Annotated in this window: 16 protein-coding genes; 2 read left to right on the top strand and 14 right to left on the bottom strand. The window is 34.7% G+C overall.

Annotation, left to right across the window (positions count from 1 at the left end):
* Nucleotides 1–6: 6 nt before the first annotated feature.
* The 5 genes from JI747_RS13715 to JI747_RS13695 form a co-directional block, all read right to left on the bottom strand.
* Nucleotides 7–3,048, bottom strand: a complete 3,042-nt coding sequence (locus JI747_RS13715) for a SusC/RagA family TonB-linked outer membrane protein (RefSeq protein ID WP_225689460.1) — start codon at nucleotides 3,046–3,048, stop codon at nucleotides 7–9.
* A gap of 328 nt (nucleotides 3,049–3,376) precedes the next feature.
* Complete coding sequence (gene rhaM, locus JI747_RS13710; protein ID WP_225689459.1) at nucleotides 3,377–3,691, bottom strand: L-rhamnose mutarotase; 315 nt, start codon at nucleotides 3,689–3,691, stop codon at nucleotides 3,377–3,379.
* A gap of 6 nt (nucleotides 3,692–3,697) precedes the next feature.
* Complete coding sequence (rhaT, locus tag JI747_RS13705) at nucleotides 3,698–4,786, bottom strand: L-rhamnose/proton symporter RhaT (RefSeq protein ID WP_225689458.1); 1,089 nt, start codon at nucleotides 4,784–4,786, stop codon at nucleotides 3,698–3,700.
* Between the two features lie 395 nt (nucleotides 4,787–5,181).
* Nucleotides 5,182–6,012: a GLPGLI family protein gene (locus tag JI747_RS13700; RefSeq protein ID WP_225689457.1), complete on the bottom strand. Its 831-nt coding sequence runs from the start codon at nucleotides 6,010–6,012 to the stop codon at nucleotides 5,182–5,184.
* A 61-nt stretch (nucleotides 6,013–6,073) separates the two neighbouring features.
* The gene (locus tag JI747_RS13695; protein ID WP_225689456.1) at nucleotides 6,074–6,328 is read right to left on the bottom strand and encodes a hypothetical protein; all 255 of its coding nucleotides are present in this window, start codon (nucleotides 6,326–6,328) and stop codon (nucleotides 6,074–6,076) included.
* A gap of 254 nt (nucleotides 6,329–6,582) precedes the next feature.
* Here JI747_RS13695 and JI747_RS13690 point away from each other — a divergent pair, with 254 nt between their 5' ends.
* Nucleotides 6,583–6,804, top strand: a complete 222-nt coding sequence (locus JI747_RS13690; RefSeq protein ID WP_225689455.1) for a helix-turn-helix domain-containing protein — start codon at nucleotides 6,583–6,585, stop codon at nucleotides 6,802–6,804.
* A 164-nt stretch (nucleotides 6,805–6,968) separates the two neighbouring features.
* On the opposite strand, the gene JI747_RS13685 is transcribed toward JI747_RS13690, so the two are convergent.
* The 8 genes from JI747_RS13685 to JI747_RS13650 all read right to left on the bottom strand — a co-directional run bounded on the left by JI747_RS13685 (nucleotide 6,969) and on the right by JI747_RS13650 (nucleotide 20,716).
* Nucleotides 6,969–8,117 carry a glycoside hydrolase family 88/105 protein gene (locus JI747_RS13685; protein ID WP_225689454.1) on the bottom strand — a complete coding sequence of 383 codons (1,149 nt, stop codon included), beginning with the start codon at nucleotides 8,115–8,117 and terminating at the stop codon, nucleotides 6,969–6,971.
* A 235-nt stretch (nucleotides 8,118–8,352) separates the two neighbouring features.
* On the bottom strand, nucleotides 8,353–9,129 hold the full coding sequence (locus JI747_RS13680; protein WP_225689453.1) for a rhamnogalacturonan acetylesterase: 777 nt from the start codon (nucleotides 9,127–9,129) through the stop codon (nucleotides 8,353–8,355).
* 3 nt (nucleotides 9,130–9,132) lie between these two features.
* Nucleotides 9,133–11,013, bottom strand: coding sequence for a rhamnogalacturonan lyase (locus JI747_RS13675; RefSeq protein WP_225689452.1), 1,881 nt, complete (start codon nucleotides 11,011–11,013; stop codon nucleotides 9,133–9,135).
* A 300-nt stretch (nucleotides 11,014–11,313) separates the two neighbouring features.
* Complete coding sequence (locus JI747_RS13670; protein WP_225689451.1) at nucleotides 11,314–12,111, bottom strand: hypothetical protein; 798 nt, start codon at nucleotides 12,109–12,111, stop codon at nucleotides 11,314–11,316.
* A gap of 152 nt (nucleotides 12,112–12,263) precedes the next feature.
* On the bottom strand, nucleotides 12,264–15,038 hold the full coding sequence (locus tag JI747_RS13665; protein WP_225689450.1) for a glycosyl hydrolase: 2,775 nt from the start codon (nucleotides 15,036–15,038) through the stop codon (nucleotides 12,264–12,266).
* 117 nt (nucleotides 15,039–15,155) lie between these two features.
* Nucleotides 15,156–16,478 carry a rhamnogalacturonan acetylesterase gene (locus tag JI747_RS13660; protein ID WP_225689449.1) on the bottom strand — a complete coding sequence of 441 codons (1,323 nt, stop codon included), beginning with the start codon at nucleotides 16,476–16,478 and terminating at the stop codon, nucleotides 15,156–15,158.
* A gap of 3 nt (nucleotides 16,479–16,481) precedes the next feature.
* Nucleotides 16,482–19,337 carry a glycoside hydrolase family 2 protein gene (locus tag JI747_RS13655; RefSeq protein WP_225689448.1) on the bottom strand — a complete coding sequence of 952 codons (2,856 nt, stop codon included), beginning with the start codon at nucleotides 19,335–19,337 and terminating at the stop codon, nucleotides 16,482–16,484.
* Nucleotides 19,337–20,716 carry a rhamnogalacturonidase gene (locus JI747_RS13650; protein WP_225689447.1) on the bottom strand — a complete coding sequence of 460 codons (1,380 nt, stop codon included), beginning with the start codon at nucleotides 20,714–20,716 and terminating at the stop codon, nucleotides 19,337–19,339. The genes JI747_RS13655 and JI747_RS13650 overlap by 1 nt, the downstream gene beginning before the upstream one ends.
* A 212-nt stretch (nucleotides 20,717–20,928) precedes the next feature.
* Between JI747_RS13650 and JI747_RS13645 the strand changes: the two genes are divergently transcribed.
* Nucleotides 20,929–22,497, top strand: a complete 1,569-nt coding sequence (locus JI747_RS13645) for a sigma-54 interaction domain-containing protein (RefSeq protein ID WP_225689446.1) — start codon at nucleotides 20,929–20,931, stop codon at nucleotides 22,495–22,497.
* Between the two features lie 667 nt (nucleotides 22,498–23,164).
* Here the strand turns inward: JI747_RS13645 and JI747_RS13640 are convergent.
* Nucleotides 23,165–23,785, bottom strand: coding sequence for a TMEM175 family protein (locus JI747_RS13640; RefSeq protein ID WP_225689445.1), 621 nt, complete (start codon nucleotides 23,783–23,785; stop codon nucleotides 23,165–23,167).
* Between the last annotated feature and the right edge of the window lie 236 nt (nucleotides 23,786–24,021).

Here is a 24,021-nt window from a genome sequence, read left to right as displayed (position 1 = left end):
TAAATATTAAAAAGTTAAATTGATTCCAAGAACATAACTTCTTGACCGTGGATACGATGATGTATCATATCCCGGAGTTATTGCCACCCCACTCGCCGCTGAAACTTCAGGGTCATAACCAGAGTAACCAGTAATTGTAGCTACATTATTCATTGTAAAATAAATGCGCGCATTAGTTACTGCAATATGCTGTAAAAATTCTTTATTAAAACTGTAACCAATAGTGATCTGAGCAATTCTCAAATACGACCCATCTTCTACATAATATGATGATGGATAAGCAATATTAGCCGTATTTGTGTTGCTTAAGCTCCAAAGCCTTGAGCCTTCATCGGGGTTAAGTTCTTTTAATCTTATTAAGTTTGTTGTTGCTTGTCCTGTATTTGGATCTATCAAGTGATAGTAATTGTTTCCGAATTCTGAAGGTACATTCTGAAACATTGCGTAAGGGCTTAAACTTTGCTTAGTGGCATTATAGATATCACCACCAACACTAAATTTCATGAATATATTTAAATCAAATCCTTTATAAGAGAAATTATTGTTTATTCCCCCAATAAAATCAGGAGTACCATTTCCTATTTTTACTAATTTTCTTGTAAACTGATCTCCGGCTTCATTATCCGCAGCAAATTTCATATCTCCAGGCTTGGGAGTACCTGAAGCAGGTTTTACAATACCTGCCTTTAAAGTAAGTGTTCCATCTGCAGCCTGATTAAAATCATCGGTTGTATAAATCCCTTGATAAACATAACCATACATATCTCCCAACTGCTCACCTACTTTAGCATAATATGTTACCATTCCTGATCTGCTTCCTCCTACACTAAATGGTCTGTTGTCTCTACCATCCAAAGCAAGAACCTTTGACTTGTTAAAACCTATATTAGCGTCTGTCGACCATCTGAAGGCTCCAGATTTTACGTTAAGAGTATTAAGGGTAAATTCCATACCTCGGTTTCTCATAACTGCAATATTTTGATATTGTGTAGTATACCCTGAAGAAACTGGTAAACCAACTGGTAATAACATTTTATTTACATCATTATTATAAAACTCTGAAGTTAATTTTATTCTGTTATTCAAGAATGCTAAATCTACCCCAATATTGGTTGCTTTCATTTCTTCCCATTGTAACGTTCGGTTACCTACAGTATTACCTGTTGTATATGCAGGATTATTAGGATCATTGTTGATAGGGTAGGCTGTAAGTACTAAATTTGTTGTGTATAAACTATTTGATATATCATTATTACCAGTAATTCCATATTCAAATCTTAATTTAAAATCGTTAACAATACGATTGATCTTACTGTTTTGCCAAAAATTTTCCTGAGAAATACGCCATGCTGCAGCTACAGATGGAAAAGTTCCCCATCTATATTCTGAATCAAACTTGGAAGAACCATCTCTACGAATAGTAGCAGTCAATAAATAGCGATCATCATAATTATAATTTACACGTCCAAAATAAGAACTTATCGCATAACTGGAATGATCGACATTTTTATCAGCTACTGTTGCATTACCAATATCATCTAATCCATAGTTATAAATCGGAAATTTGACTAATTTCATGCTATTATTTTCAGATTCCTGATAAACAGCTTCTTGTCCTACTAAAACAGTAACCTTATGCTTTTCTGCAAATGTTTTATTGTATGTTAAAGTATTTGTTATCTGATAACGGAAGCTTTCTGCATTTGCAATACTTCCGTTGATCCCAGTAGTTACAGGATCTGTTAAATATGCACGGGAATTTATATCTGAAAATGATGTAGATTTACTGTTATTCCAGTTATAAGAACCTGCTGTTCTAAATGTGAAATTTTTCAAAAAGTCAAATTCAACACCTGCATTCGCTACAAATGATCTAAAACGTCTGTTGGATGTAGAAGCCTGAGTTTCTATATATGGATTTTCTGTATCAAAACCAGAATCCAATCCTGAATAATCACCATAAGTCTGTGTATTAAATAACTGATCGTTTGTGAATTTAGTTCCTCCTGTAATAGGCTGAAGAAGGATTTTTTTCATTCCCGAATATGCTCCTCCTCCGTTTGTAGAATTGGAATTAAACATTGAACTAAAGTCGACTCTTATTCCTTTATATAATTCAGAATTAATATTAGCACGCAATGAATTTCTAGTTTCACTGTAATTAGCCAACAAACCATCCTGCTTATTGTAGTTATAACTAATAAAAGCCTGGGTTTTGTCATTTCCTGCAGAAATATTAACATTCTGATTTTGAGTTGTCCCTGTACCCCCAAGCATTTTGTCTTGCCAATCCAAAGAAGGGGCCAATGCATATCTGTTATTTATTCTACCATAAACTCCTGTATAAAATCCGGGAGTATCAGTTCCCAAACTATTATCGAAAACATTACTCCATTGAGTTGTTTTTCCTGAAAGTTGTGCCAGTTCATATTGATATTTAACATAGTCTTCAGAATTTGAAAGCATATCCAACTTCTTTGAAAGCATATCGAATGACATAAAAGAGTTGTAATTAACAGTCGTTCTACCTTTTTTTCCGGTTTTTGTTTTAATAACAATAATACCATTCGAACCACGTGCCCCATAGATTGCGATTGCAGAAGCCCCTTTTAATACATCAATACTTTCAATATCATTTGGATTAATTACATTTAATGCATTATCCAACTGAAAACCATCAACAATATAAAGCGGCTCTGTTCCCTGAGTAATAGATGCTCCACCACGAAGAGTAACATTGGCACCCGCTCCCGGAGCTCCTCCCGAAGTCACAATATTCAAACCTGCTGCTCTACCCTGTAATGCCTGTAAAGCATTCATGGCTGGTGTAGCCGCCAAATCTTTTGCTGAAACTGAAGATACAGACCCTGTCAAGTCAGATTTCTTAACTTTACCGTAACCAATCACCACCACTTCCTCAATATCCTTAGTTTTGTCTTTTTTTATGGTATCGTTTACGGTTTTTTGTCCGAACATAAAACCTGATGCCAGCAAAAACAGCGGTGCAATGAGCGGCTTAAAATTCTTAGGTTTAACTTTGATTAGCATATATTAATTTTTATTTACTTTTATTTACATTCCGAAAGTACATTGTTGCTCATGTTTTAGCATCCTGCCATATCCTGCATTATAAAATTCATAATTTTTCATAAATTTTTATATATTTTATTGTTTAAATATCAAAATATCGTCAATTTAATTCCGAAACCCCACAGATTCTTTAAAATTTTAAACTTATTCAAAAGCATGACATTAATCATATTTTAACTAAATAATAACTAAAAGAGTTACTAAAGATCCAAAAAAGACGATCATTCTTTTGATCGTCTTCAATTGTCAATATAAATTCTAAAAAACACTAACTGAATATGATTTATTATTTCATGTAAAATACTTCTCTTAAAGGGATACTTACAGGAGAACCATTTTCATTTGTTTTCATCATATCTTTCATATACTCCCACCATTTCTGCAAGACAGGTTGAAATGGTAAATTATGATACTTTATTTCATTGTGGCAATCTAAAACCCCATACAAAACCAAGGTTTCTTCATCTAAAAAAATAGAATAATCGTCAATTTCAGTGTCTTTCAAAAGATTGGTAAGCTCTGGCCATATCGCATCATGACGTTTTTGATATTCAGCTTCAAAACCTTTATGAAGAAACATTTTAAATGCAATTCTCTTCATAGCAGATTATCTCAAAGAGTTTCCGTATCCTACAATTAAAATAGAAACAAACATTACAATCATTCCAATAGCAATCGTGGAAATGGTCTTTTTGGAAACGCCTTTCCATTCTTTGATGACCACTCCCCATAAGTTGGCTATTAAAATGATAAATGCCATGTGTAAAATCCAAGAACTTGGACCGTTCCCCATCTTGCTTTCTCCCATTCCATAAAAGAAAAACTGTAAAAACCACATCGTTCCTGCCAATGCACAAAAGATAATATTAGCTAAAACAGGGACGTTCTTTTTCTTATAATCAGTGTAAGATTTATTTTTAAATGAAAGGTAAAGACACCCAATAAGGTTTGTCGCCATTCCGCCCCAAAGTACTACGACGTAGGTAACATTATTTTGAAAAAGGAATTCTCCCTGTCCCGGATTTGCAGCTTTCCATAGATCGTTAGCAATAATCGCCATTGGCTTTCCTGCTTCCAGTCCGAAATTAAAACAAGCGCTTAATACCCCGGAAATAATGGAAACCAATAAACCTAATCCAAATTTATATTCTGTTTTCACTTCTGTTCCATGAGGATCTAAAGAATCGGTCTGCAATTCTTTTTCTTTCATCATTCCCGCTTTTCCACTGATGATGATTCCTACCACACAAACCAAAAGTCCCAGTAAGACAAATTGTCCCCATGCATTGGAAAACATTAAACCTATATTATCTTTTCCTGATTGAGGAGAAAATTCGTAGTAAATGGAAGGAACGAGTGAGCCAAATATCATGCAAAGTCCTAAAATGATACTGCTCCCCAATGCAACGCCTAAATATCTCACCCCTAAACCATACGTAAATCCACCAATTCCCCACAAAGCACCAAATAAGAACGTTAATCCTAATATTGAAGAGCTTTCGTTCTGAATGATTTCCCAAAAGTTGGGGATTGTCATAAAAGCAGCGAGTGGCGGAACAATAATCCAGGAAACAATTCCTCCGATCAACCAATAGGTTTCCCAAGACCAGCCTTTTACTTTTTTATAAGGCAGATAAAAACTCCCCGACGAAAACCCTCCTAAAAAATGGAAAAAAACTCCTAATAATGCGTTCATACTTATAGTTTATGATTGAATTCGAAAATTAATACTATGGAATCGATTGCGCATCTTGTAGTGTCATGCACATCATTTTATTATTTTCTTTTCGGTAATAAAACTAAGATTTTTTATTAATTTCGGTAATACCAATCAAACATTCCTATTACAAAGATTTTCACAATATTTTAACGCAAAGATTTTCAATTCAATACACTATTATTTAAGTGAGCAAAGAGTGCGAAAATATTCGCTTTTTAAGCAGTAGTTTTATAAGGTCCTTTTACCATTTTTAAGCTTGGATGAAGAAAATAGAAGATAGAAAAAGAAAAACAAGCAAATATTTTACTAAAATCGTATGCTTTATTTGTCGAAGTTGTGCTTGTCAATTTATAAAAATAAACAAGCTATATTCATTCTAATTCTATAGGATTATAAGGCTTAGATTTTACTTTATCTTTAATTTCATTTCCATTACTATCATAAGATGGTGGTAAAAAGACCGCAGGATTGTCTGCATAAGTTTTTTGTATTTCCATAAATTTTTCTCTGCTTATCTGAAAAATTTTATTTTCATTTCTTAAATAAATCGGATAAGTTTTTTTGTCTAAAGCTATCGCAGTAAAATGATAATGACCTTTTTTATCTTCTATTTCCATAATTAATCCCGGAAGACCATCAAAAATAAATGGTCCATTGTTGATTGGAATATCCGAAGTATACCATGCCGTATACTTTCTCCCTCTAAAATCTGTTGTTGCCTTTTTACAATTATATCCTAAAATAACTTTTGTTTCATTTTCCAATTTCCAATTAAAAGAAGGCTGTTTTTCGGTATACTGATAATTATCCTTTACTTTATCTTGTATTATTAAAGAGCTCTGATCAATATTTCTTACAATAACTGTTTTCCATCTTGTATTTACCTGCATCATCTGGTTTACTTCTTTTGCTCCTACAGTTTCCTGATGACTAAACTTTTCAATCAACGAATCTAGCTTTATACCGTTCAATTCAGAAAATCTGGAAAATTTATTTCCGATTTCTAAAATACAATTGACTTCTTTTTTATTTGAAGATTTTGGATCTGATATGAATTCAAGTTTATAATATACATTTTGAACACTTGTATCATAATTTTCAGCACTGTAGTTTTCAGCTGGTAAAGAAAAATTACCTGATATTGATTGTGCTTTAACTGAAAACAAGCTGATATAAAGGAGTATAGCAGTTAAATATTTCATAATATAAAATTAAAATCCGTACAATAGAATTATACGGAAATAAATGGTTTTAAATTTAATGTTAATTACATTTGATATCATTAAGCTCTTGTTGAGCATCTAATAGATCTGAAACTGTATCATAATTAGATGCCTGAAGCCAATAAACTGCTCCACATGGAGAGCTGCATTCTACCCATTGAGCAGGTAATTTCAATGCGTTTTTCTCTACTAAAGTAATTTTTTTCATTTCTTTTACTTTTTTAGTTATGGTAATGTCCTTAGCACTTACCATTCCCACCATTCCAAGAACAGCACAAAAAAATAATTTTTTCATCAAATAAAATTTAAATAGTTAACTGATCTCCACTTTGGATATCAACTCAACAAATTTTATAATAAATTCTTAAACTTTTTATTCCAAATGGAATAATCGTCATTCTTTTTGGAATAAAATTTTGTCATGTATCCATTCATTTTTATCTTAGCTGTAACAAATGATAAAAAAAGACTGTTTTATGGACTCCAAGTTCATCATTATGTTTGTAATGTTTCAAACAGTTCTTCATAACCTGAAAAACACAAATGATAATGATGTATAAATTAAATTTCGGATTTAAAATTAAAAAATTAAGAGAGAGTCACAACATTTCACAAGAATTACTGGCACAAGCATTAGAAATTTCTCAAAGCAAGCTCTCTAAAATAGAAAATGGTAGAATCAAGAAAATAGATTTTGTCTTCGTACAAAAAATATGTGATAAGTTTTCTATTACTACTGATGAACTTGTAGATAATGCCATAAAAAAATAAGAGCATAAGAATTTATGTTTGGAAGTTTCGTCTGCTTGGGAGGATAACTTGTTGAACTAAAATGTAATCTTCTAAAAAATAATGGCGTAAATTTTCCCATTCAAACAAAAAGGATCTCAAAGTTATTATGAGATCCTTTATTTATTTTATCCAAATATGGGGCTTTATTTCAATTTATAAACTTCACTAGCTGCAAGCAAGAAACATCCTAATCCGTAATCTTCAAAATCCGGAACTTTATCAATGGCTAAAGGTTGACCGTCTTTCGGTTCTTTTCCTGTTCCCTGAACCCATCCTAAAAATCCGTTTGGTTGCACAGAGTCTTTTACAATCGCATTCCAAGCTTTGATTACAACCGGTAAATATGTTTTTTTATCGATTAAACCTTTGTTGATGCCGTAAGACATTCCGTATACAAACAAAGCGGTTCCTGTCATTTCTTTACCTCCAAAATTTGTAGGATCATGCAGACTTACATTCCAGAAACCATCTTCTCTCTGAAGGGAAGGCAATGTAGACAACAAATCCTTGTAATCCTGTAAGTATTCTTTGTAATGAGGATCAGATTTTGGGGTGTCGTCTAATGTACGGGCTAAAGCAGCCACTACCCAACCATTCCCACGACTCCAGTAGCAGTCTTCTCCATTGGGTTCTTTGTAAGGAGGAACAAAGCTTTTATCTCGCCACCAAAGTTTATCTTTAGCATTGTACAGACCATTTCCGCCATGTTTGTATTTTGTATAGGCATACATTTCGTAATTTCTGTCAAAATACTTCTGATCTCCTGTAATTCTTCCCAGTTTCGTAAAAATAGGCATCGACATTTGTAAGGCATCAATCCACCACCAATCATCAACTTGTTTAGTGGCAATCATACTGTCCATCGAAGCTTTTACGGCTTTAATTCTTTCAGGATTTTTTTTGCCATCAATCTCATAAAGATCAATATAAGTTTGTCCGCAAGCTTGATGATCCGCATTTCGGGTGTACGTTCCGCGCATCAAATCCCAATTATGCTTTTGTGACCAATCCATCGCGTAATTATAGTATTCCTTTTTAGGATCTACTTTGTATAAAGCGATTAAACCTTCATAATAAACGGCACGTGTCCAAAGGTTACTTGGCCATACTTTTTTTCCCACAATTTCTTTTCCCGGATCCGGCCATTTGTTCATAAAATAACGATTGGCACGTTCCGCAACTTCCAAAACTTCTTTTTTATTCGGGAGAGCCGTTTTCTGTTTTTGTGCTGAACAGGAAGAAAATCCTCCGATCATCAGTGCAAAAAAGCTTGCCGTTAATAGTTTCTTCATAATATTTTTTTTTATTTAAATTAAATTGTTGACTAGTAATTTTTTCTAACGCAAAGGACGCTGAGATTCTTATTAATTCTTTATGCAAACTTTTCGTTCGCAAAGGCGTTTCACTCAGCTAAAGGGCTTGACCATCATTTGCTAAACGAAGTGCCTTTGCGAACAAAAAATATTCTCAATTCTTTCAAAAAAATCTTTGTGGCCTTTGCTTTAAAATCATTCATTAAAAGTCCATTTATTTGATATATTTTTTCAGTTCACAATTTTTTAATTGCTTAATTCCTTTTGTCACCAACTCTGCGTTTAAGATTGCTCCTTCTCTATTGGTATGGGTATGATCTTTGGGAAAGAATACTTTCACTTTTTCCGGTCCCATTTTCTGGTATTTTTCGATAACCATTTCATTCAGATCGATAAAATAAGCTCCGGTCTGCTCTGCAACTTCATGAGCCCAAACTCCATATTTGTCTTGTTGAATTTTACCATTTTTATCAAAATCATTCCTCGGAATAGGTGAAACAATGATTGGTATGGCTCCTTTTTCTTTGGCTTCATTTGCATATTTTCTCATGTAATAGCCATACGTATACACGGTTTCATTCACTTTTCTAATCGGATTATAAATATCTTTTGATTCGTCTCCGATTCCTTTAATCGTTCCTCTCGCTCTCAACGTATCTGCCAGTTCACCCCCATCATTGTGCCCAAACTGCATCAAAACATAATCTCCTTTTTTAATGGTTTTCATAATGGAATCCCATCTTCCTTCTGTTAAAAAAGTACGGCTGCTTCTCCCGCCTTTTGCATGATTCTGAATTTCAATTTTACCGGGATTTAAATATAAATCCATAAAACTTCCCCATCCCCAAAGTGAATCCGCTCCTTTTCCGGAACCATTCTGCACCGTAGAATCTCCAATAATGTATAAAACCGGTTTATCTTGGAGTTTTTGAAAGGAAAATCCTAATAATACAACCAACAGTACAAACGGAATGATGATTTTAATTTTCATAAGTTAGTTTTTAGGATTTACTGTATAAATGTTTGGCTTCGGAATTTCTTTCACCGATTCATCGAGATAATAGTCTGTATGCGGAGGCTGATTATAGCCTACATTTTGCCATACAATGCTCAGTCTGTACTGAGGATTATGCATCAACGTATACAGTCTGTGTTTGGTCGGAATGGTGGAACTGAAAATTCTAAGCTCCTGGTTATCGGCCGTTCTGTAAATCAGTTCTTCACGCCAGTCTCCAAAAAGATCTGCCACTAAAGACGGGTTTTTCTTTGTTCCGTTATTAGATTCACATTTAAAATCTTTTGCATCAAATACGACATCCGATTTTGCATTTTTCCAGTCCCATTTTGAAACCACCGTTCCGTCCAAAATCTCGCTTAAAAAATCTCCGTCCCAATAGATTCCCATATTACAGGCAGGAGTTTTTTCTCCGATTTTATTTCCTTTGGCATCGTAAAGTCCTTTCACGCCTGCTCCGGCTGCCCAACATTCTGAACCTTCGTAACGGGGATCTATATTTAATGATAACCCTCTTCCGGGGCCTTGAAATTTACTTTTCGAACTGTATTCCAAAGAAGGTAATTTCCATAGCACTTTTCCTGTTCTTGCATCTCTGAAATGTGCTCCTGCATCATCAAATCTTTCCTGAATATCAAAAATTTCCAATCCGGGATTTGACGGATCAAGATCTCCTACGTGCAAAGCATCACCGTGACCATATCCTGTACTGTTCAATACTTTGCCGTCATCATCAACCGTCATGGCCCCGAAGATAATTTCATCTTTTCCGTCATTATCTACATCTGCAATGCTCAGATTATGATTTCCCTGTCCTCTGTATTTTTTATTTTCTTCTGAACTTTCTGTATCAAACAACCAGCGAAGACTGAGGTTTTTATCTTTATAGTCCCAGGCTGCAATGGCCGTTCTGGTATAATATCCTCTGGACATCACAATGCTTGGCGTTTTTCCATCCAGATAAGCAACAGCACCTAAAAATCGGTCGATACGATTTCCCTTTGCATCGCCCCAGGTTTCGGTCATCTGTTCATTAGTAGGATTCAAACTGCCTGCAAATCTCGGAACTTCATAATTCACAGTATTGATTTCTGCTCCGGTTTCCCCATCAAAAACGGTCAGATATTCCGGGCCGGAAAGGATAAACCCATTTTCATTAACGTAGTTTTTGGTTGGATCTCCTATATATTTTCCTTTTCCGTCTTTGCTTCCATCGGCTGTTTTCATTACAATTTCGGCTTTCCCGTCCAGATCCAGATCATAGACTAAAAACTGGGTGTAATGGGCTCCTTCTCTTATATTTTTCCCTAAATTAATTTCCCACAAGAATGTTCCATTCATTTTATAAGCCTGAATAATCGGCTCATCAGTTATTCCTTTTTGACTGTTATCATGCGACATTCCTGTCTGATGAATAATGATTTCATATTCTCCATCACCATCCAGATCCGCTACGGAAGCATCATTAGGTGAATATCCTGCAGGAGTTTTTAAAGGAATTGAAAAATATGGTTTCTGATTGGCTACATATTCCGCAGAATCCTGATCTACCCAAGGATCATTTGTATTTGATTTAACGAAATAGGTATAGCTTTTGCCTTTATCTGCGGTTTTATCTAAAAAATTAGTTTCATTAAGCAATGGCTTTTCGTTCAGCTTTTTAGTCTTATTGTTTTCCGTACGGTACAGATCGAACTGAGTATTTTGAGGTTCTGTACCCAGCAATCGCCAACTCACAAAAACGCCTGAATTTGCAGGAACAGCTATGATTCCTCTTTTCAGATGTTCCATTTGTCTTTGGGCAGAAAATGCCTGTGAAAGAAAAATGGCAGAGGTAATGAAGATATATTTGACTTTCATAATTCTAATTTTCAATTTTTGTGAGCATAATGACTTTTATTTTTCATTTTTATTATCTATTCTTTTGTCTTGAAACAAAAGAACCAAAAATTCAAGACTTGGAAACTCAGCTAAAATTTCCAAACTCGGGCGGAAAGACGATTGGATTGTCCAATAACATTTTTTGCCGCCACTCAAACACTCGAAATTTCTTAACGGAATTTCCTTAAAATTTTTTAACGCCTCCGTTTCCAATGTCATCATAAAACGCAAACAATTGAATTGCTATCATTCAATTTCAATCGATTGCACGGTTGCGATTTATTTTACCTGTTTCAACAGCCATTTTACCCATTCTTCGGTTCCCTGATAATTGGTGAAATCTGCAGGCAGTTTTTTACCGTCAATATATTCGTTGTAACACCACGGATCTCCTAATGCGAAAACAGTTCCTTTACCCACTTTTGCGATTGCTCCGATGTTTTTACCTTCTGCGGTCAGGATAGCTTTTGCAGGTGATTTCACGTCTATTGAGCTTACTTCTTTCATGTATAGCTTTTGCTCAGAGAAAACTTCATTTCCGGCAGGAACCATCACTTTTCCTTGTTCAAATTCTCTTTTCTGAACGCGGTTATAACTGTCATCATTAAAGTGAATCCCGAATTCTCCGGCCAATTTGTTGAAATGTTCAAATTCAGAATTACCGTTATCATTGCTCATTAAAACCAAAACGCCTCCTTTTTTCACCCATTCTGTAAGGTTTTTGATAGAATTGGCGTCAATCAGGTTGGCTTTTCCTCCGTACGCTTCTTTGTCAATATCCGCATCAACGATGATGTAGATGTTGGCTTTTTTCAAATCTTTTTTTGATGGAGCGGTCGTCAAAGTACTGATTTCTGCACCTTGTTTTTGGAAGATCTCACCCAGCAAAGAAAATCCGCCGTTGGTAGTATCATTCCAGGTATAATGCCAGGATTCCAATGCTTTGGTTTCTTTATTTTCTCTTTTTTCGTTGTTGAAGAAATTATCTAAAACAACTTTCGGTTTGTTCTGTGCATTGGAAATCCCGAATGTTAGGAGCGTTCCTAATGCTAATGTTTTTACTATGGTTTGTTTCATAATTTTATTTACTATTTATTTAACCTGTTTCTCTATAATTTTAACGCAAAGTCCGCAAAGTTTTATTTTTAACTGCTACCTGTTTTTAAGTTCGCAAAGCCGTACACTTAGCTAAGAATACAAAGATTGTTTAATTGCAGACTTTCATCAAATTATTTTGAGTAATATACAGGAATCAATTGAATTTCACCATCTAAACCGGAAGGCTGTACTTTCCAGTCAGAGGCATCGAACGGTTTATAATCAATATTTACAAAATTGATTTCGTGATAATTCCGCCATTCGATTTTATGTTGATCCATATAACGGATTCTGTTGGCCATCAGATTAGACACTTCAATCTGAATAGTATTCTTTCCTTTCTTCAAATATTTTCCTATGTTGATTTCAAACGGAAGACTCCATACCATTCCGGCATCCTGTCCGTTGATCATTACTTTGGCACTTTCGTACAATTTATCAAATTTTAAAACAAAATCATCTGCTTTATTATTTTTTAATTTAAATGACGTCGTATACACTCCGGTTCCAGAGAAACTTTGCGTTGAAGCATCCTCTGTGAAATTTGTCCACGGTTGAAGCGTACTCAGCGTTCTGGATTTTGGAAGTTCAGGACCGCCTTCTTTAAAAGTCAGTTGCCAAGGTTGGTTTAACACAATCGGCACATCCGTTTTTTCAGTATAATACCAATTTGGAATTGAAATATAAATATTTTCGGTGTTCTTTACAATCAAAGATTCTCCCGATTTCATTTGAACTCGTACCAAGTTATTTTGTGTTTCAGCAATTCCAAATTTTCCGTTTTCAGGATTCATCAAAACCACCTGTTTTCCTATGAAATTCAACGGAATTAATTGGTTAATTTCTTTTGAAGTATGATTGACAATATAATAATATTTTCCTTCCTCAAACTTTCTTCTTACAAATTTCAATCCTGTGTCGGTTAACTTTTCTCTTTCAATTTTTAAATATTCCAGGCCTTTTTCTACATCAGAGCTTAAAATAATCTTGCCTTTTCCGAATACTGCTGTTTTTAAATTTCCATTTTGCTGAAAAGGAATTTGATTCCATAAAGATTGTGATTCACTTCTTCTTTTTTCCACTTCAAAAAATCCGGGCACCTCTTTTGGTTCAGTCTGAAAGATTACTGAAGCTCCGTTTTGAGCCAAATTCAGAATACTTTTTAAAGTAGATTCAGGAAAATATTTAGATTGTGGAATAATTAAAACCTTATAAGAGCCTCCGTTTTTTGAAACCTGAATAGTCTGATTTTCAGACTTCGCCTCGTCAATCATTTTATCCGAAACCATATCCAGAGAATAACCGGATTTTCCCAGTTTTTCAAGGTTTTCATAAAATACAGTCGGATGCAGCCATTTTTCAATATTATGAATTTTGAAGGCCATATCTTTCCCTTTCGGACTCGCCCATTGGTCATACACCGGCCAGTACATCAGGATCTCATTGTCAGATTTCCCGCTTTGTAAAACAGATTGAGTTCTTTCAATGTAAGAGTTTAAACCTTTAATATTTGGCCACAAACTGTTTTCGGGAACGAAATTGGTCGAGGCATAAAACAGCCAGCCCGGGAACTGAACATCAGCCGGAGTGTATGTTGTTCCGTGATAAAAAATATGATTGATTCCCGACAAAAAAATCTGTTCTGCTTCAGGTTTTACCTGTGACCATGAGGTTTTGAAATGCTCTGTCAACCACGTAAAAGATTCATTGGAAATCAAAGGTTTTCCTGTAATGTTTGCTGCTGAAGAGGCAAATTTCAGCATATTGATATCAGGAATTTCTTTCGTATTGATGTCTTCAACATTTCTTTTCAACCCCTGAATATCGAATTTTGTGCTTCCGAAAGTTTCAGATTCGGGAATATCAACTGCGGCATATAAATCCAGCAAATTTCCCGGCGAACCGTGTGCCTGATTGGTATTTTTGGAATTTTTTGAATGCGCCCAGTTTGTAAAATTATCCGTAAAATTATGTAAGATCAGCTCACTCATCGTTTCGCGGTAATCTGATTTTATTCTTCCTGTTATCTCATTTTCTTCGTCACTCACCAGATATTTGATGTACGGACTTAGATCATATCCTCTTCTCTTTTTAAATTCATCTTTAAAATCGGCAGTCCAGTCGGCATTATAAACTTCATAGCTGTCATTGAAGAAAGAACGAACACCATAATTCGAATTTCCAAAGGCTGTATCGAAAGTTTTCAGATAATCCTTCGTTGCATCGGGAGAGAAATGATCTAATGTGAAACCTTCTCCACCTGGAGCGGCACGTTTTACTTTTTGCAGTGTTTTACCTACAAAAACAGCATAAATGGTCCATTTTCCTACACCTGGCTTCCAATTAAGTGAACCGTCATCAGAAATTTTATCGATTACAACAACCGCTTCATTTTTTTCGTTATATGCGGTTACAATATCAAGTTTTATTGTTTTTAAATTCTTCTGTTTTTCATCTTTCAGTACAATTTTTTCTGAAAATTTTTCATTTGGCTGAATGGTGTAAGTCTGAACGATCATTTTCGTTGCAGCATCCTGCTCATTAACCTGCGGTCCGCCAATTGGCCAACCAGTTCCGATCGCCATATCAACTCCCATATTCAGGCTTTTTGCTTTATTTGTCGTGAACTGAAGCATTTTCATCCATTCCGGAGAAAGATAATTGAGATATCGGTTTTCAAAACCTTTTGCACCGTAAATCGGAACAATCTCAACGCCTCCAAAACCGGCTTTTGAAAGGGTTGTCAATTGCTTATCCAGTCCTTTTTCATCAACTGCGCTTCCCATCCACCACCAACGCGTCCACGGTTGAGCCGTATTGGTCACTTTAGGCCATGGATTTTGCGCGGAGAGATTTCCGAAAGCAAAACAGAGAACGCTTAGTTTGAGTATATTTTTAATTTTCATTTTTCAACTTTAAATTTAACCACAAAAGGCACAAAAGTCTTTACACACATTAGATATTTTAAGAAAATGATCTTGTTGCTTAGAAGAGTACATTATCTTGAAAATCAACGTTTTTTTTCAATTTCCATCAGGTTTTAAAGATTCCATAAAAATACTTTCCGGCCAGTGAAATTTTTCTGCTGCATCAGGTGTGTTGGGATCAAACGTTGTATAACTTTTGGAAACATATTTCTTCAACGGCAGATTTTGATCAACAATAGATTTTACAACACATTTTGCCAATTCGTAAGCTCCATATGCATTGAAATGGGTATCATCTGCCAAAGCATTGGGCTGATTGGGATAACTGTTTGCCGGATAATATACAAATGCTTTTTTGGCTGCTTCCGGTCCCATCGCTTCGAATAATTTTTTGCTCAGTGCATTTAAATCTATTAAGCTAACATTTTCTTCTTTTGAAATTTCGCGCATTGCGTCAGGAAAATCATCCAGAGTATTCACGATTTTATTGTTTTCATCAAAAACTCTACGATTCATAGAGGTTACCAACACCGGAATTGCGCCCAATTGTTTTGCTTTTTGAATCCATGCTGTAAGTCTTTTTCTATAGCCGGATTTTGTACTGTTTCCCGCTTTTTGGTCATTGTGTCCAAACTGAATGAAGAGATAATCTCCGGGTTTAATTCTATTCCAGATTTTATCGATTCGATGCCGGTCTTCGAAGGCTTTTAAAGTTTCTCCGCTTTCGGCATAATTGGCAATTACCACTTTATTCGGAACGAAAAAATATGGCAACATCTGTCCCCATGAAGCCCACGGTTCATATTGAGCATCAACAACGGTGGAATCTCCTGTTAAATAAATAGTTTTTCCGGTTGTGTTGGGCTGAATGATTACTGAGCAGACTTTAGGTGCTTTATCATTAAATTCTATTGTCAACAGATTATCCCAATGTAAATATTTTGTTTCTCTTGGTTTTAATTTGACAATCCCTATTTTTTCTCCGTTCTGATTACGAATAATGCTGTCTTTTACATGAACTGAGATCTGTTTTTGTACAATTTCACCTTGTTTTGTTGTAACGTCATTCAACATGAGACGACGGTTTTCTACACGAACCGTTGTTTCAGATATTCCTTTTGTATCGCCCAAATTAAGGATAATATCATAATTTCCTTCAGGAATCGCTACCGAAAAATAGAACGGTTTATTACTTGTAATAAAATCTCCCGTCAATGCGTCTCCTCCTCTGTCAACAGCTTGTAAACCGGAAACATCCATAAATCCATAACCACTTTTTTTATCAAATTTTGAAGTGGGTGTAATCGGGATAAATCCATTTTCGACTCTGTTTCCGCCAAAATCAAATTTAAAAGTTGTTTGCTGGCCAAACATTAACGAACAGATAAAAAGCATTAAAAATTCTATTCTATTTTTCATCATTTAATCGGTTAAAATATTTTCTTTTGGCATTGTAAATTGCTTATTTTCATTACCCAGATCCGGCAATCCAAAATAGAAATATAATGTTCTTTTAAATGTTCCGTTCAGATGATTGGGTTCACTTTCCAATCCTAAAGATTCGGTTTTATCATTAATGTTAAACGCCAAAACGGTTCCCAAAGGCGGAATGGCATCTAAAAATGAAATATTTCCACTTGGCAATTTCGGATAACCTTCTGCTCCGTAAATTCCATAAAAATCGAAAAGTCTCACGAACATTTTTTCTTCTTTTGTCCCGATAGTGATCTTTCCTTCTGCTGTATCCAGTTGCATCCAGGAAATGTCATCAAAATAGCCTTTAAATTCAGGATAAATCCAAGGAGACTGTCCGGTTCTTGTTGAGTTCTTTAAATTCTGCCAGACATTATAAGTCTGTCCCTGGGTTCTATTTTTCCAAACGTGATAAGGTCCTTTTCCCAACCATTTTGCACTGATGACGTAATTTTCAGGATAATCAAAACTTACTCCTGCAAACGGGTAATCTCCCGAAAGCGAATATTCGTAGTTTAATTCTAAAACTCCTTTTGGATTGAGCTTCCAAAGAATTTTATTGCCGTTTTTATAGGTTGCTTCTATATTTTGATTCTGTCCTTCTGCAAAAGATTTTATGGATGATAATTCCATTGTCCCATTCACGAAAACAGGACCGTTTCTGAAGGTCATTTTTTTGCCTTTTTTATCAACCACGACAGATTTTAACAAGCCATCTTTTTTCCCGATGCCAAATTCTTTTTCATCAGATTTCAGAATATACAATGAATCATTTTCTGCAACAGAAACCGGAAATTCTTTACTTAAAGATTTAGAAAACTGTTTTGAAATTTCTTCATTAGTATTAATTTTCCAAGTCCAGGTGTAAATTTCTTTTCCGAAAGAATCGGTTGCCGTTAACAATAATGCTTCATTTTCTTTCCAATTCGATGGAAGATTTAAATTGATATTTCCTTTCTCCGTCGGTTGAATAGCCGGAGATTCTACTTTTCCTGTTTTTATTACATCAAATCCGGATTCAGAAGAAAATGATGTTTTAAACTTAACTAATTTCCATTCGAACTGACAATCCTTCAGATTCGTAAAATGATACCGGTTTTCTACAGGAATGATTCCATTAAAATCATCTGGAAGCGTTTTTAAATCAATTTTTACCGGACTGTAAATTTCGCGGATGGCATAAAAACTCCCTTCTTTTTCACGATGTGGACCCAACACTCCGTCGGGCGCATTAATCGCATTCACATCAATCTGATGATTAAAATCGGTTCTTACCAACCCTTCATCCACAAAAGCCCAGAGAAATCCTCCCGCTCCTTTCTTAGAATTCCAGTGAAGTTCCCAGTAATCGGCTAAAGAAGTTCCGCCACCACCGTCATCCTGTGCGTGTAAAAATTCGGTCGGCATATAGATATTTTCGCCTTCCAGGATGTTTTTTGTGCTGTAATAATCTTCGTAGTGATTACAGTCAATTCCGTTGAAAGCATTTCCCGGTTTATGGTGTGCGTGAATGACGGGACGATTTGACAGATCATATTTTGCAAATTCTGCATCCAAATCAAAATTATGTCCGCCTTCATTTCCGTTGCTCCAGAAAATAATGGAAGGATGATTGGCATCTCTCATCACCATTTCTTTCACGAGTTTTTTCCCAAGTTCCGTGCTGTATTTTTTTTGCCAGCCAGCCAATTCATCCAAAACGTATAAACCAAGTGAATCGCAAATTTTAAAAAATGATTTGTTGGGTGGATAATGGGAACAACGAGCCGCATTCATATTCATTTCTTTGATAAGCTGAACATCCATTAAATCTATATTTTCTGTAACAGCTCTACCCGTTTCCGGCCACCAAACGTGGCGGTTGATGCCTTTCATTTTCACTTTGGTACCATTGATAAAAATTCCGTCGCCTTTTCGGATTTCAATCGTTCTGAAACCAAATTTTTCTTCGGTTTGACTGATTGTTTTTTTGTTTTTGGTTAAAGTAAATTTTGCTTTGTACAAATTCGGAGTTTCTGCCGTCCAAAGTTTTGGATTTTTTACGGAAAACTGAATATGTTTTAAAGTATCTCCTTTTTGGATTTGAACCTGAGATTCGCCAACTAAATTATTTTTGACATCAAATAATTCTACCTTTATAATGTTAGCGGTATTGATTCCTTTTACATGAACATTAGAACGAAACGTTCCGTCCGCTTTGGCTTCAATAGCTGTTGATGTAATATATTCTTTCGGGTTTGCTTCCAAGTACACCGGGCGAAAAATTCCTCCCAAAATCCAATAATCAGCTAATCTTTCTGCATTATTGACCGATTTATCAGCCGACATTTTGGAAACTTCTACTTCCAGAATATTTTCTTTTCCAAACTGAATTTTATCTGAAATATCATATTTAAATTCATAAAAGGCTCCCTGATGAACTGCTCCTGCCAATTGTCCGTTGATTTTCACTTCGGTATCGGTCATAGAGCCTTCAAAAACAATATTGATGGCTTTTCCTTTCCAAGAATTGGGAATCATAAAATGATGTTTATACAAACCTACTTCATCATTAAATTTAAAGTTTCGTCCATACGTCACATAATCGCGACCATAATTGTAAGAACCGAAACCCTGCTGCTCCCAATGAGAAGGCACATTAATGTTGTCCCAACTTCCCGATTTCCGGCCTCCGCTGATCCAAAAATCCCATTCTTTGGTATGCTCTGCATCTTTCCCACTCAGGAATTGAATTTCCTTAGACTGAGAAAATAAAAGCTGTGAGCAAACACATAAAAAAGCGAATATTTTGGAAGAAAAACTCATTATTTTGTAGCAATGTCGGAGTCGTCTTTTTTATCGTAAGTCTGTCCTAAAGAAGCTACTTTAGTAACATTTACCTTGATTTGTTTTAAGTTTTGAATCGCACTTAAGTTTTGTTCTTCAGGCTTTAATGCTTTTATTGTAAGATTTTCAAACGTGAAATCCTGTAACTCATATAAATCTGATTTTTCAACTGCAAAAGCAGTTTCACAACTGATATCGATATTTTTTAAAACTACATTATTAGCCAAAGATCTTTTCGGCTTTTCTTCGCCTTTTAAGTCAAAAAACTGGCTCCATCCTTTTACATATAAAAACGTTTTCACATTTCCTTTGATATTATCAAGCGTGATGTATTCGTAATGTTGTGGAGTATCGGGACGCATTTTCAGGTGTAATAATCTTGATGCATCTTTTACCGTTGAATTTCTGAAAAGAATATTGTAATTGTGAATCGATTCACTTCCGCAAGTCAATGCAGAATGACAGAATCCGAACGTATTGTCTTCGATAATGATGTTTCTGTTTTCTCCATTTTCAGGAGCTCTGTCGGCTTTCGGGCCTTTTCCACCTTTTAAAGCAATGGCATCGTCATTGACAGACAGATAGCAGTTTTTCACCAGAAAATTGGTACAGGCATCGATATCAATTGCATCTGTACTCGGTGCTTTTACAGGTTCTTTCGGTGCTAAAATCGTTAAGTTTAATAATTTTACGAATTCACTTTTATAGTAATGAGTACTCCAAAACGGAGAATTTTTTACTGTAATTCCTTCAATCTGAATATTTTTTGAGTTGGAAACATAGATAATTCTAGGTCGCATTTCATCCATATTGGTACATTTAGGATTCCATTCGCGTCTTTTCCAGAATGATTTCCAGTACCTCAATCCATTTCCGTCAAGAGTTCCTTTTCCTGAAATGGTAAAGCCATCCAATCCGTCTGCATTAATGATAGCCGGAAAATATTTCACGGTTTGACCTTCCATTCTGGTGGTGACTACCGGAAAATCATTGATATCGTCGCTTCCTTTTAATTTGGCTCCGTTCTCTAAATATAAATGAGTTCCCTGTTTAAAAAACACAGAACTAATGAGGAAAGTTCCTTTAGGTACGACGATTACTCCGCCTCCGTTTTTAGCTGCGTTATCAATAACCGCCTGAAATTGTTTAGTCTGAAGAACAGTACTGTCATTCTTCAACCCATTATCAGTAAGAATGTATTTTTTTCCTAATCTGTTGATGTCTGTAGGTTTATTTTCTTTAAACCATTTTGGAATCGCGGTTCCGTCGGGAAATTTATCCTGACTTTTAACTTCCGTTGAGGAGAAAAAAAGTATAAATAGAGCGCCTAATACGCCAGATGTCTTTGAAAGTTTCATAACTTTTTGCTGTGAATCCTGAATTATTTTAACTAAACTAATTAACAAAAATAAAAGTATACATTTTAAAAGCTTACGGTATCCTGCTCTTTCATGTGGAAATTTTGATTTTAGATATCAGAAAGGTATAAGTTTTTATTATTTTAAAACTTGTTTCACTAAAGAAATCTCTCCCAATTTCATTATCTTTAACTTTTATTTCTAATTCTTTTATGGATACAAGACCTGATCAGAATTCCATTATTACCCAACGTCTTCAGGAAATGCAGAAAGAATGGTCTGTTCTATCTGCGCTGAACCGTTCATTTTCAAAGGCTTTGGATAAAAAAAGTTTTGGACAGGCTTTACAGCAGTCTTTCAAAGAAGAATTTGGATTTAATGAATGCTTAGTTTTGCAAATTGATGAGCAACATAAAGAAAGCGAAATTTTTTATTCTACGTTTCAAGTTCAGTCTGCCCAAAATCAGTCTTTGATAAGCTATTTTCAACAGTGCATCAATTCTCCTGAAGTTGTTCTTTCCGATCTCAAAGATTTTAAAGAAACTAAAACATTCTTTTTTGAAGCCAAGAATAAAGAAATGCGCTCTGTCATTGGTTTTTGTCTGCCTTCTGTTGACGAAACCATAAATATCATCTTTCTATTTTATAAGAATTTTGTTTCGTTAGGTGGCATCAATGAAAGAATTTTAACCCAAATTTCTACACAGCTATCCATCACCATCAGAAATATTTCTCTCACGGAAAAGTTTAAGAATCTTGAAATCCAGAATGGAAATTCACAAATTGAGATAGAAACAGAGGTTTCTCAAAAATCGGAACATGGATTTCAGGGAATTATCGGAGAAAGTAAGATCATGAAGGATATTTTTGAGAAAATCTCACAGGTTGCTCCATCTGAATCTAATGTTCTGATTCATGGAGAAACAGGTACAGGAAAGGAATTGATTGCTCAGGCTATTCATCAGCTTTCTAATTTTTCTAATAAGAAAATGGTCAGAATCAACTGTGCAGCCATTCCGGCGAACCTCATCGAATCCGAACTTTTCGGACACGAAAAAGGAAGCTTTACAGGAGCAACGGAGCAGAGAAAAGGAAAATTTGAGGAAGCTCACAACAGCACTATTTTTCTGGATGAAATCGGCGAACTTCCTTTAGAATTGCAGGGTCGATTATTAAGGGTTTTACAGGAAAAAGAGATTGAACGAATTGGAGGAAATAAAAGAATCAAAGTGAATGCAAGAGTCATTACCGCCACGAACAGAAATCTGGAAAAAGAAGTACTTGAAGGAAACTTCAGAAGTGATTTGTTCTATCGTCTGAATGTTTTTCCTATTGAATTACCCGCTTTGAGAAAAAGAAAAGAAGATATTCCATTATTGGCAGAATATTTTCTGAAAAAACTACACATAAAAACAGGAAAAAAAATCACCGGATTCTCACAAAAAGTAATGAATCAGATGATCGAAAATCCTTGGCTGGGAAATATTCGTGAGCTGGAAAATATAATAGAAAGAAGTATTTTAACTGCGAAAGACAACATCATCAAAGAAATAAATCTCCCAAAAGCCATAACTGTTCAAAATGATCATCAGGATTTTCAGATCAAACCATTGCAGGAGATTGAAAGGGAGTATATTTTAAAAGCTGTTTCAAGATGTAACGGAAGAATTTCCGGTAAAAATGGGGCTGCTGTTTTATTGGGTTTGCCTTCTACAACATTGATTTCTAAAATGCAGAAGTTAGGGATTAAAAAGGGGCATTATTTTAGAGGAAATGAATAGTTTTTAATCTGTTAAGATTTTTTAGTAAAGGATTTAAGTTAATTAAGATCTTTAATTATCATTTTTTTGACGCAAAGAATTATTTTTCTTCTTTCTGATTTAAGAGAGCAAAGACTGAATCAATTTCATTGATTTTATGAAGCTAATGTATATTTACTTTTTTCAAATCATACTTAAATATTCTACACTTCTTAAATAATATCTTAATGGTTTAAAGGAACTTATTCTTTCATACTCATCTCAATTTTCTCGGAAAATAATGTTGCGAAATTTTTATCTATCATTTTTTGACGCAAAGAATTATTTTTCTTGTTTTTGATTTAAGAGAGCAAAGACTGAATCAATTTCATTGATTTTATGAAGCTAATGTATATTTTACTTTTTTCAAATCATACTTAAATATTCTACACTTCTTAAATAATATCTTAATGGTTTAAAGGAACTTATTCTTTCATACTCATCTCAATTTTCTCGGAAAATAATGTTGCGAAATTTTTATCTATCATTTTTTGACGCAAAGAATTATTTTTTTTTTGTTTCTGATTTAAGAGAGCAAAGATTGAATCAATTTCATTGATTTTATGAAGCTGATGTATATTTTATTTTTTTCAAATCATACTTAAATATTCTACACTTCTTAAATAATATCTTAATGGTTTAAAGGAACTTATTCTTTCATATTTATCTCAATTTTCCCGGAAGATAATGCCCAAAAGATCCAAAGTCCTAGGATGATCATTAATGAAACGACAGGAATCCAAAAGGAAAAAATGAGTGCTATTACGTAAATCGGTAATCCGTAAAGGTAATTATTATGAATTTTTCTGATGGCTAGATCTGTAATTCCCGGACGGAGCAGTTTTTTATCGCGACTCGCCAAAAACCAGAGAAGATTGTAAGCAAGATTAATGAAAACAAAAATTCCCGTATACAGAGCTACTACGACAGAGGAAGCTTCTCCGTCAAAATAACGGGCCAGTAAAGCTGTCGGATATGAAACTGCAGAAACTAAAAAGAGAATCAATCCGTTTGCAAACATAATCGCTGAATTTCGACTGTAAATCTGCTTAAAAATTTTATGATGGTTCACCCACATGATGAAAATGCTAAAGAACGAAAGGATGAAAGCCAAAAAAGCCGGCCATTGATTTTTGATATACACCAAAATGTCACTCCCGTTTTTTATAGTATCCTTTTCCGGAACATGAAGATCCAATACCAAAAGTGTGACTGCAATGGCAAAAACGGCATCGCTGAAGCCTTCTATTCTTACGGTTTCTTTTTCCATGACTGATTATTTTGTTTGTTTTTGTTGCTGATTGTAAAGGCGCAAGGATTTTATCTTCGGTAAAATTGAAGATTAGTTTTTATTGAATTTTTTTAAATAAATTTTGGCTAAAGCCTTTATATTTTACGTTTATTGAAAAGCGGACTAAAGTCCGCTCCTATTGAATGGATCGTTTATGTTTTTTGCCATTGGCTACGCCGCATCATTGATTTCTGACGAAGGGAAAATCTTATGAG

Source organism: Chryseobacterium tagetis, assembly GCF_016735585.2.
GTDB classification, from domain to species: Bacteria; Bacteroidota; Bacteroidia; order Flavobacteriales; family Weeksellaceae; genus Chryseobacterium; species Chryseobacterium tagetis.
The sequence above is the reverse complement of the archived record's forward strand: the minus strand, read 5'-3'. Positions and strand labels throughout refer to the sequence as shown.

Coding starts and splice junctions, on each gene's coding strand:
- JI747_RS13715 (WP_225689460.1), bottom strand. CDS start 3,048: ATGCTAATCAAAGTTAAACCTAAGAATTTTAAGCCGCTCATTGCACCG.
- rhaM (WP_225689459.1), bottom strand. CDS start 3,691: ATGAAGAGAATTGCATTTAAAATGTTTCTTCATAAAGGTTTTGAAGCT.
- rhaT (WP_225689458.1), bottom strand. CDS start 4,786: ATGAACGCATTATTAGGAGTTTTTTTCCATTTTTTAGGAGGGTTTTCG.
- JI747_RS13700 (WP_225689457.1), bottom strand. CDS start 6,012: ATGAAATATTTAACTGCTATACTCCTTTATATCAGCTTGTTTTCAGTT.
- JI747_RS13695 (WP_225689456.1), bottom strand. CDS start 6,328: ATGAAAAAATTATTTTTTTGTGCTGTTCTTGGAATGGTGGGAATGGTA.
- JI747_RS13690 (WP_225689455.1), top strand. CDS start 6,583: ATGATGTATAAATTAAATTTCGGATTTAAAATTAAAAAATTAAGAGAG.
- JI747_RS13685 (WP_225689454.1), bottom strand. CDS start 8,117: ATGAAGAAACTATTAACGGCAAGCTTTTTTGCACTGATGATCGGAGGA.
- JI747_RS13680 (WP_225689453.1), bottom strand. CDS start 9,129: ATGAAAATTAAAATCATCATTCCGTTTGTACTGTTGGTTGTATTATTA.
- JI747_RS13675 (WP_225689452.1), bottom strand. CDS start 11,013: ATGAAAGTCAAATATATCTTCATTACCTCTGCCATTTTTCTTTCACAG.
- JI747_RS13670 (WP_225689451.1), bottom strand. CDS start 12,111: ATGAAACAAACCATAGTAAAAACATTAGCATTAGGAACGCTCCTAACA.
- JI747_RS13665 (WP_225689450.1), bottom strand. CDS start 15,038: ATGAAAATTAAAAATATACTCAAACTAAGCGTTCTCTGTTTTGCTTTC.
- JI747_RS13660 (WP_225689449.1), bottom strand. CDS start 16,478: ATGAAAAATAGAATAGAATTTTTAATGCTTTTTATCTGTTCGTTAATG.
- JI747_RS13655 (WP_225689448.1), bottom strand. CDS start 19,337: ATGAGTTTTTCTTCCAAAATATTCGCTTTTTTATGTGTTTGCTCACAG.
- JI747_RS13650 (WP_225689447.1), bottom strand. CDS start 20,716: ATGAAACTTTCAAAGACATCTGGCGTATTAGGCGCTCTATTTATACTT.
- JI747_RS13645 (WP_225689446.1), top strand. CDS start 20,929: ATGGATACAAGACCTGATCAGAATTCCATTATTACCCAACGTCTTCAG.
- JI747_RS13640 (WP_225689445.1), bottom strand. CDS start 23,785: ATGGAAAAAGAAACCGTAAGAATAGAAGGCTTCAGCGATGCCGTTTTT.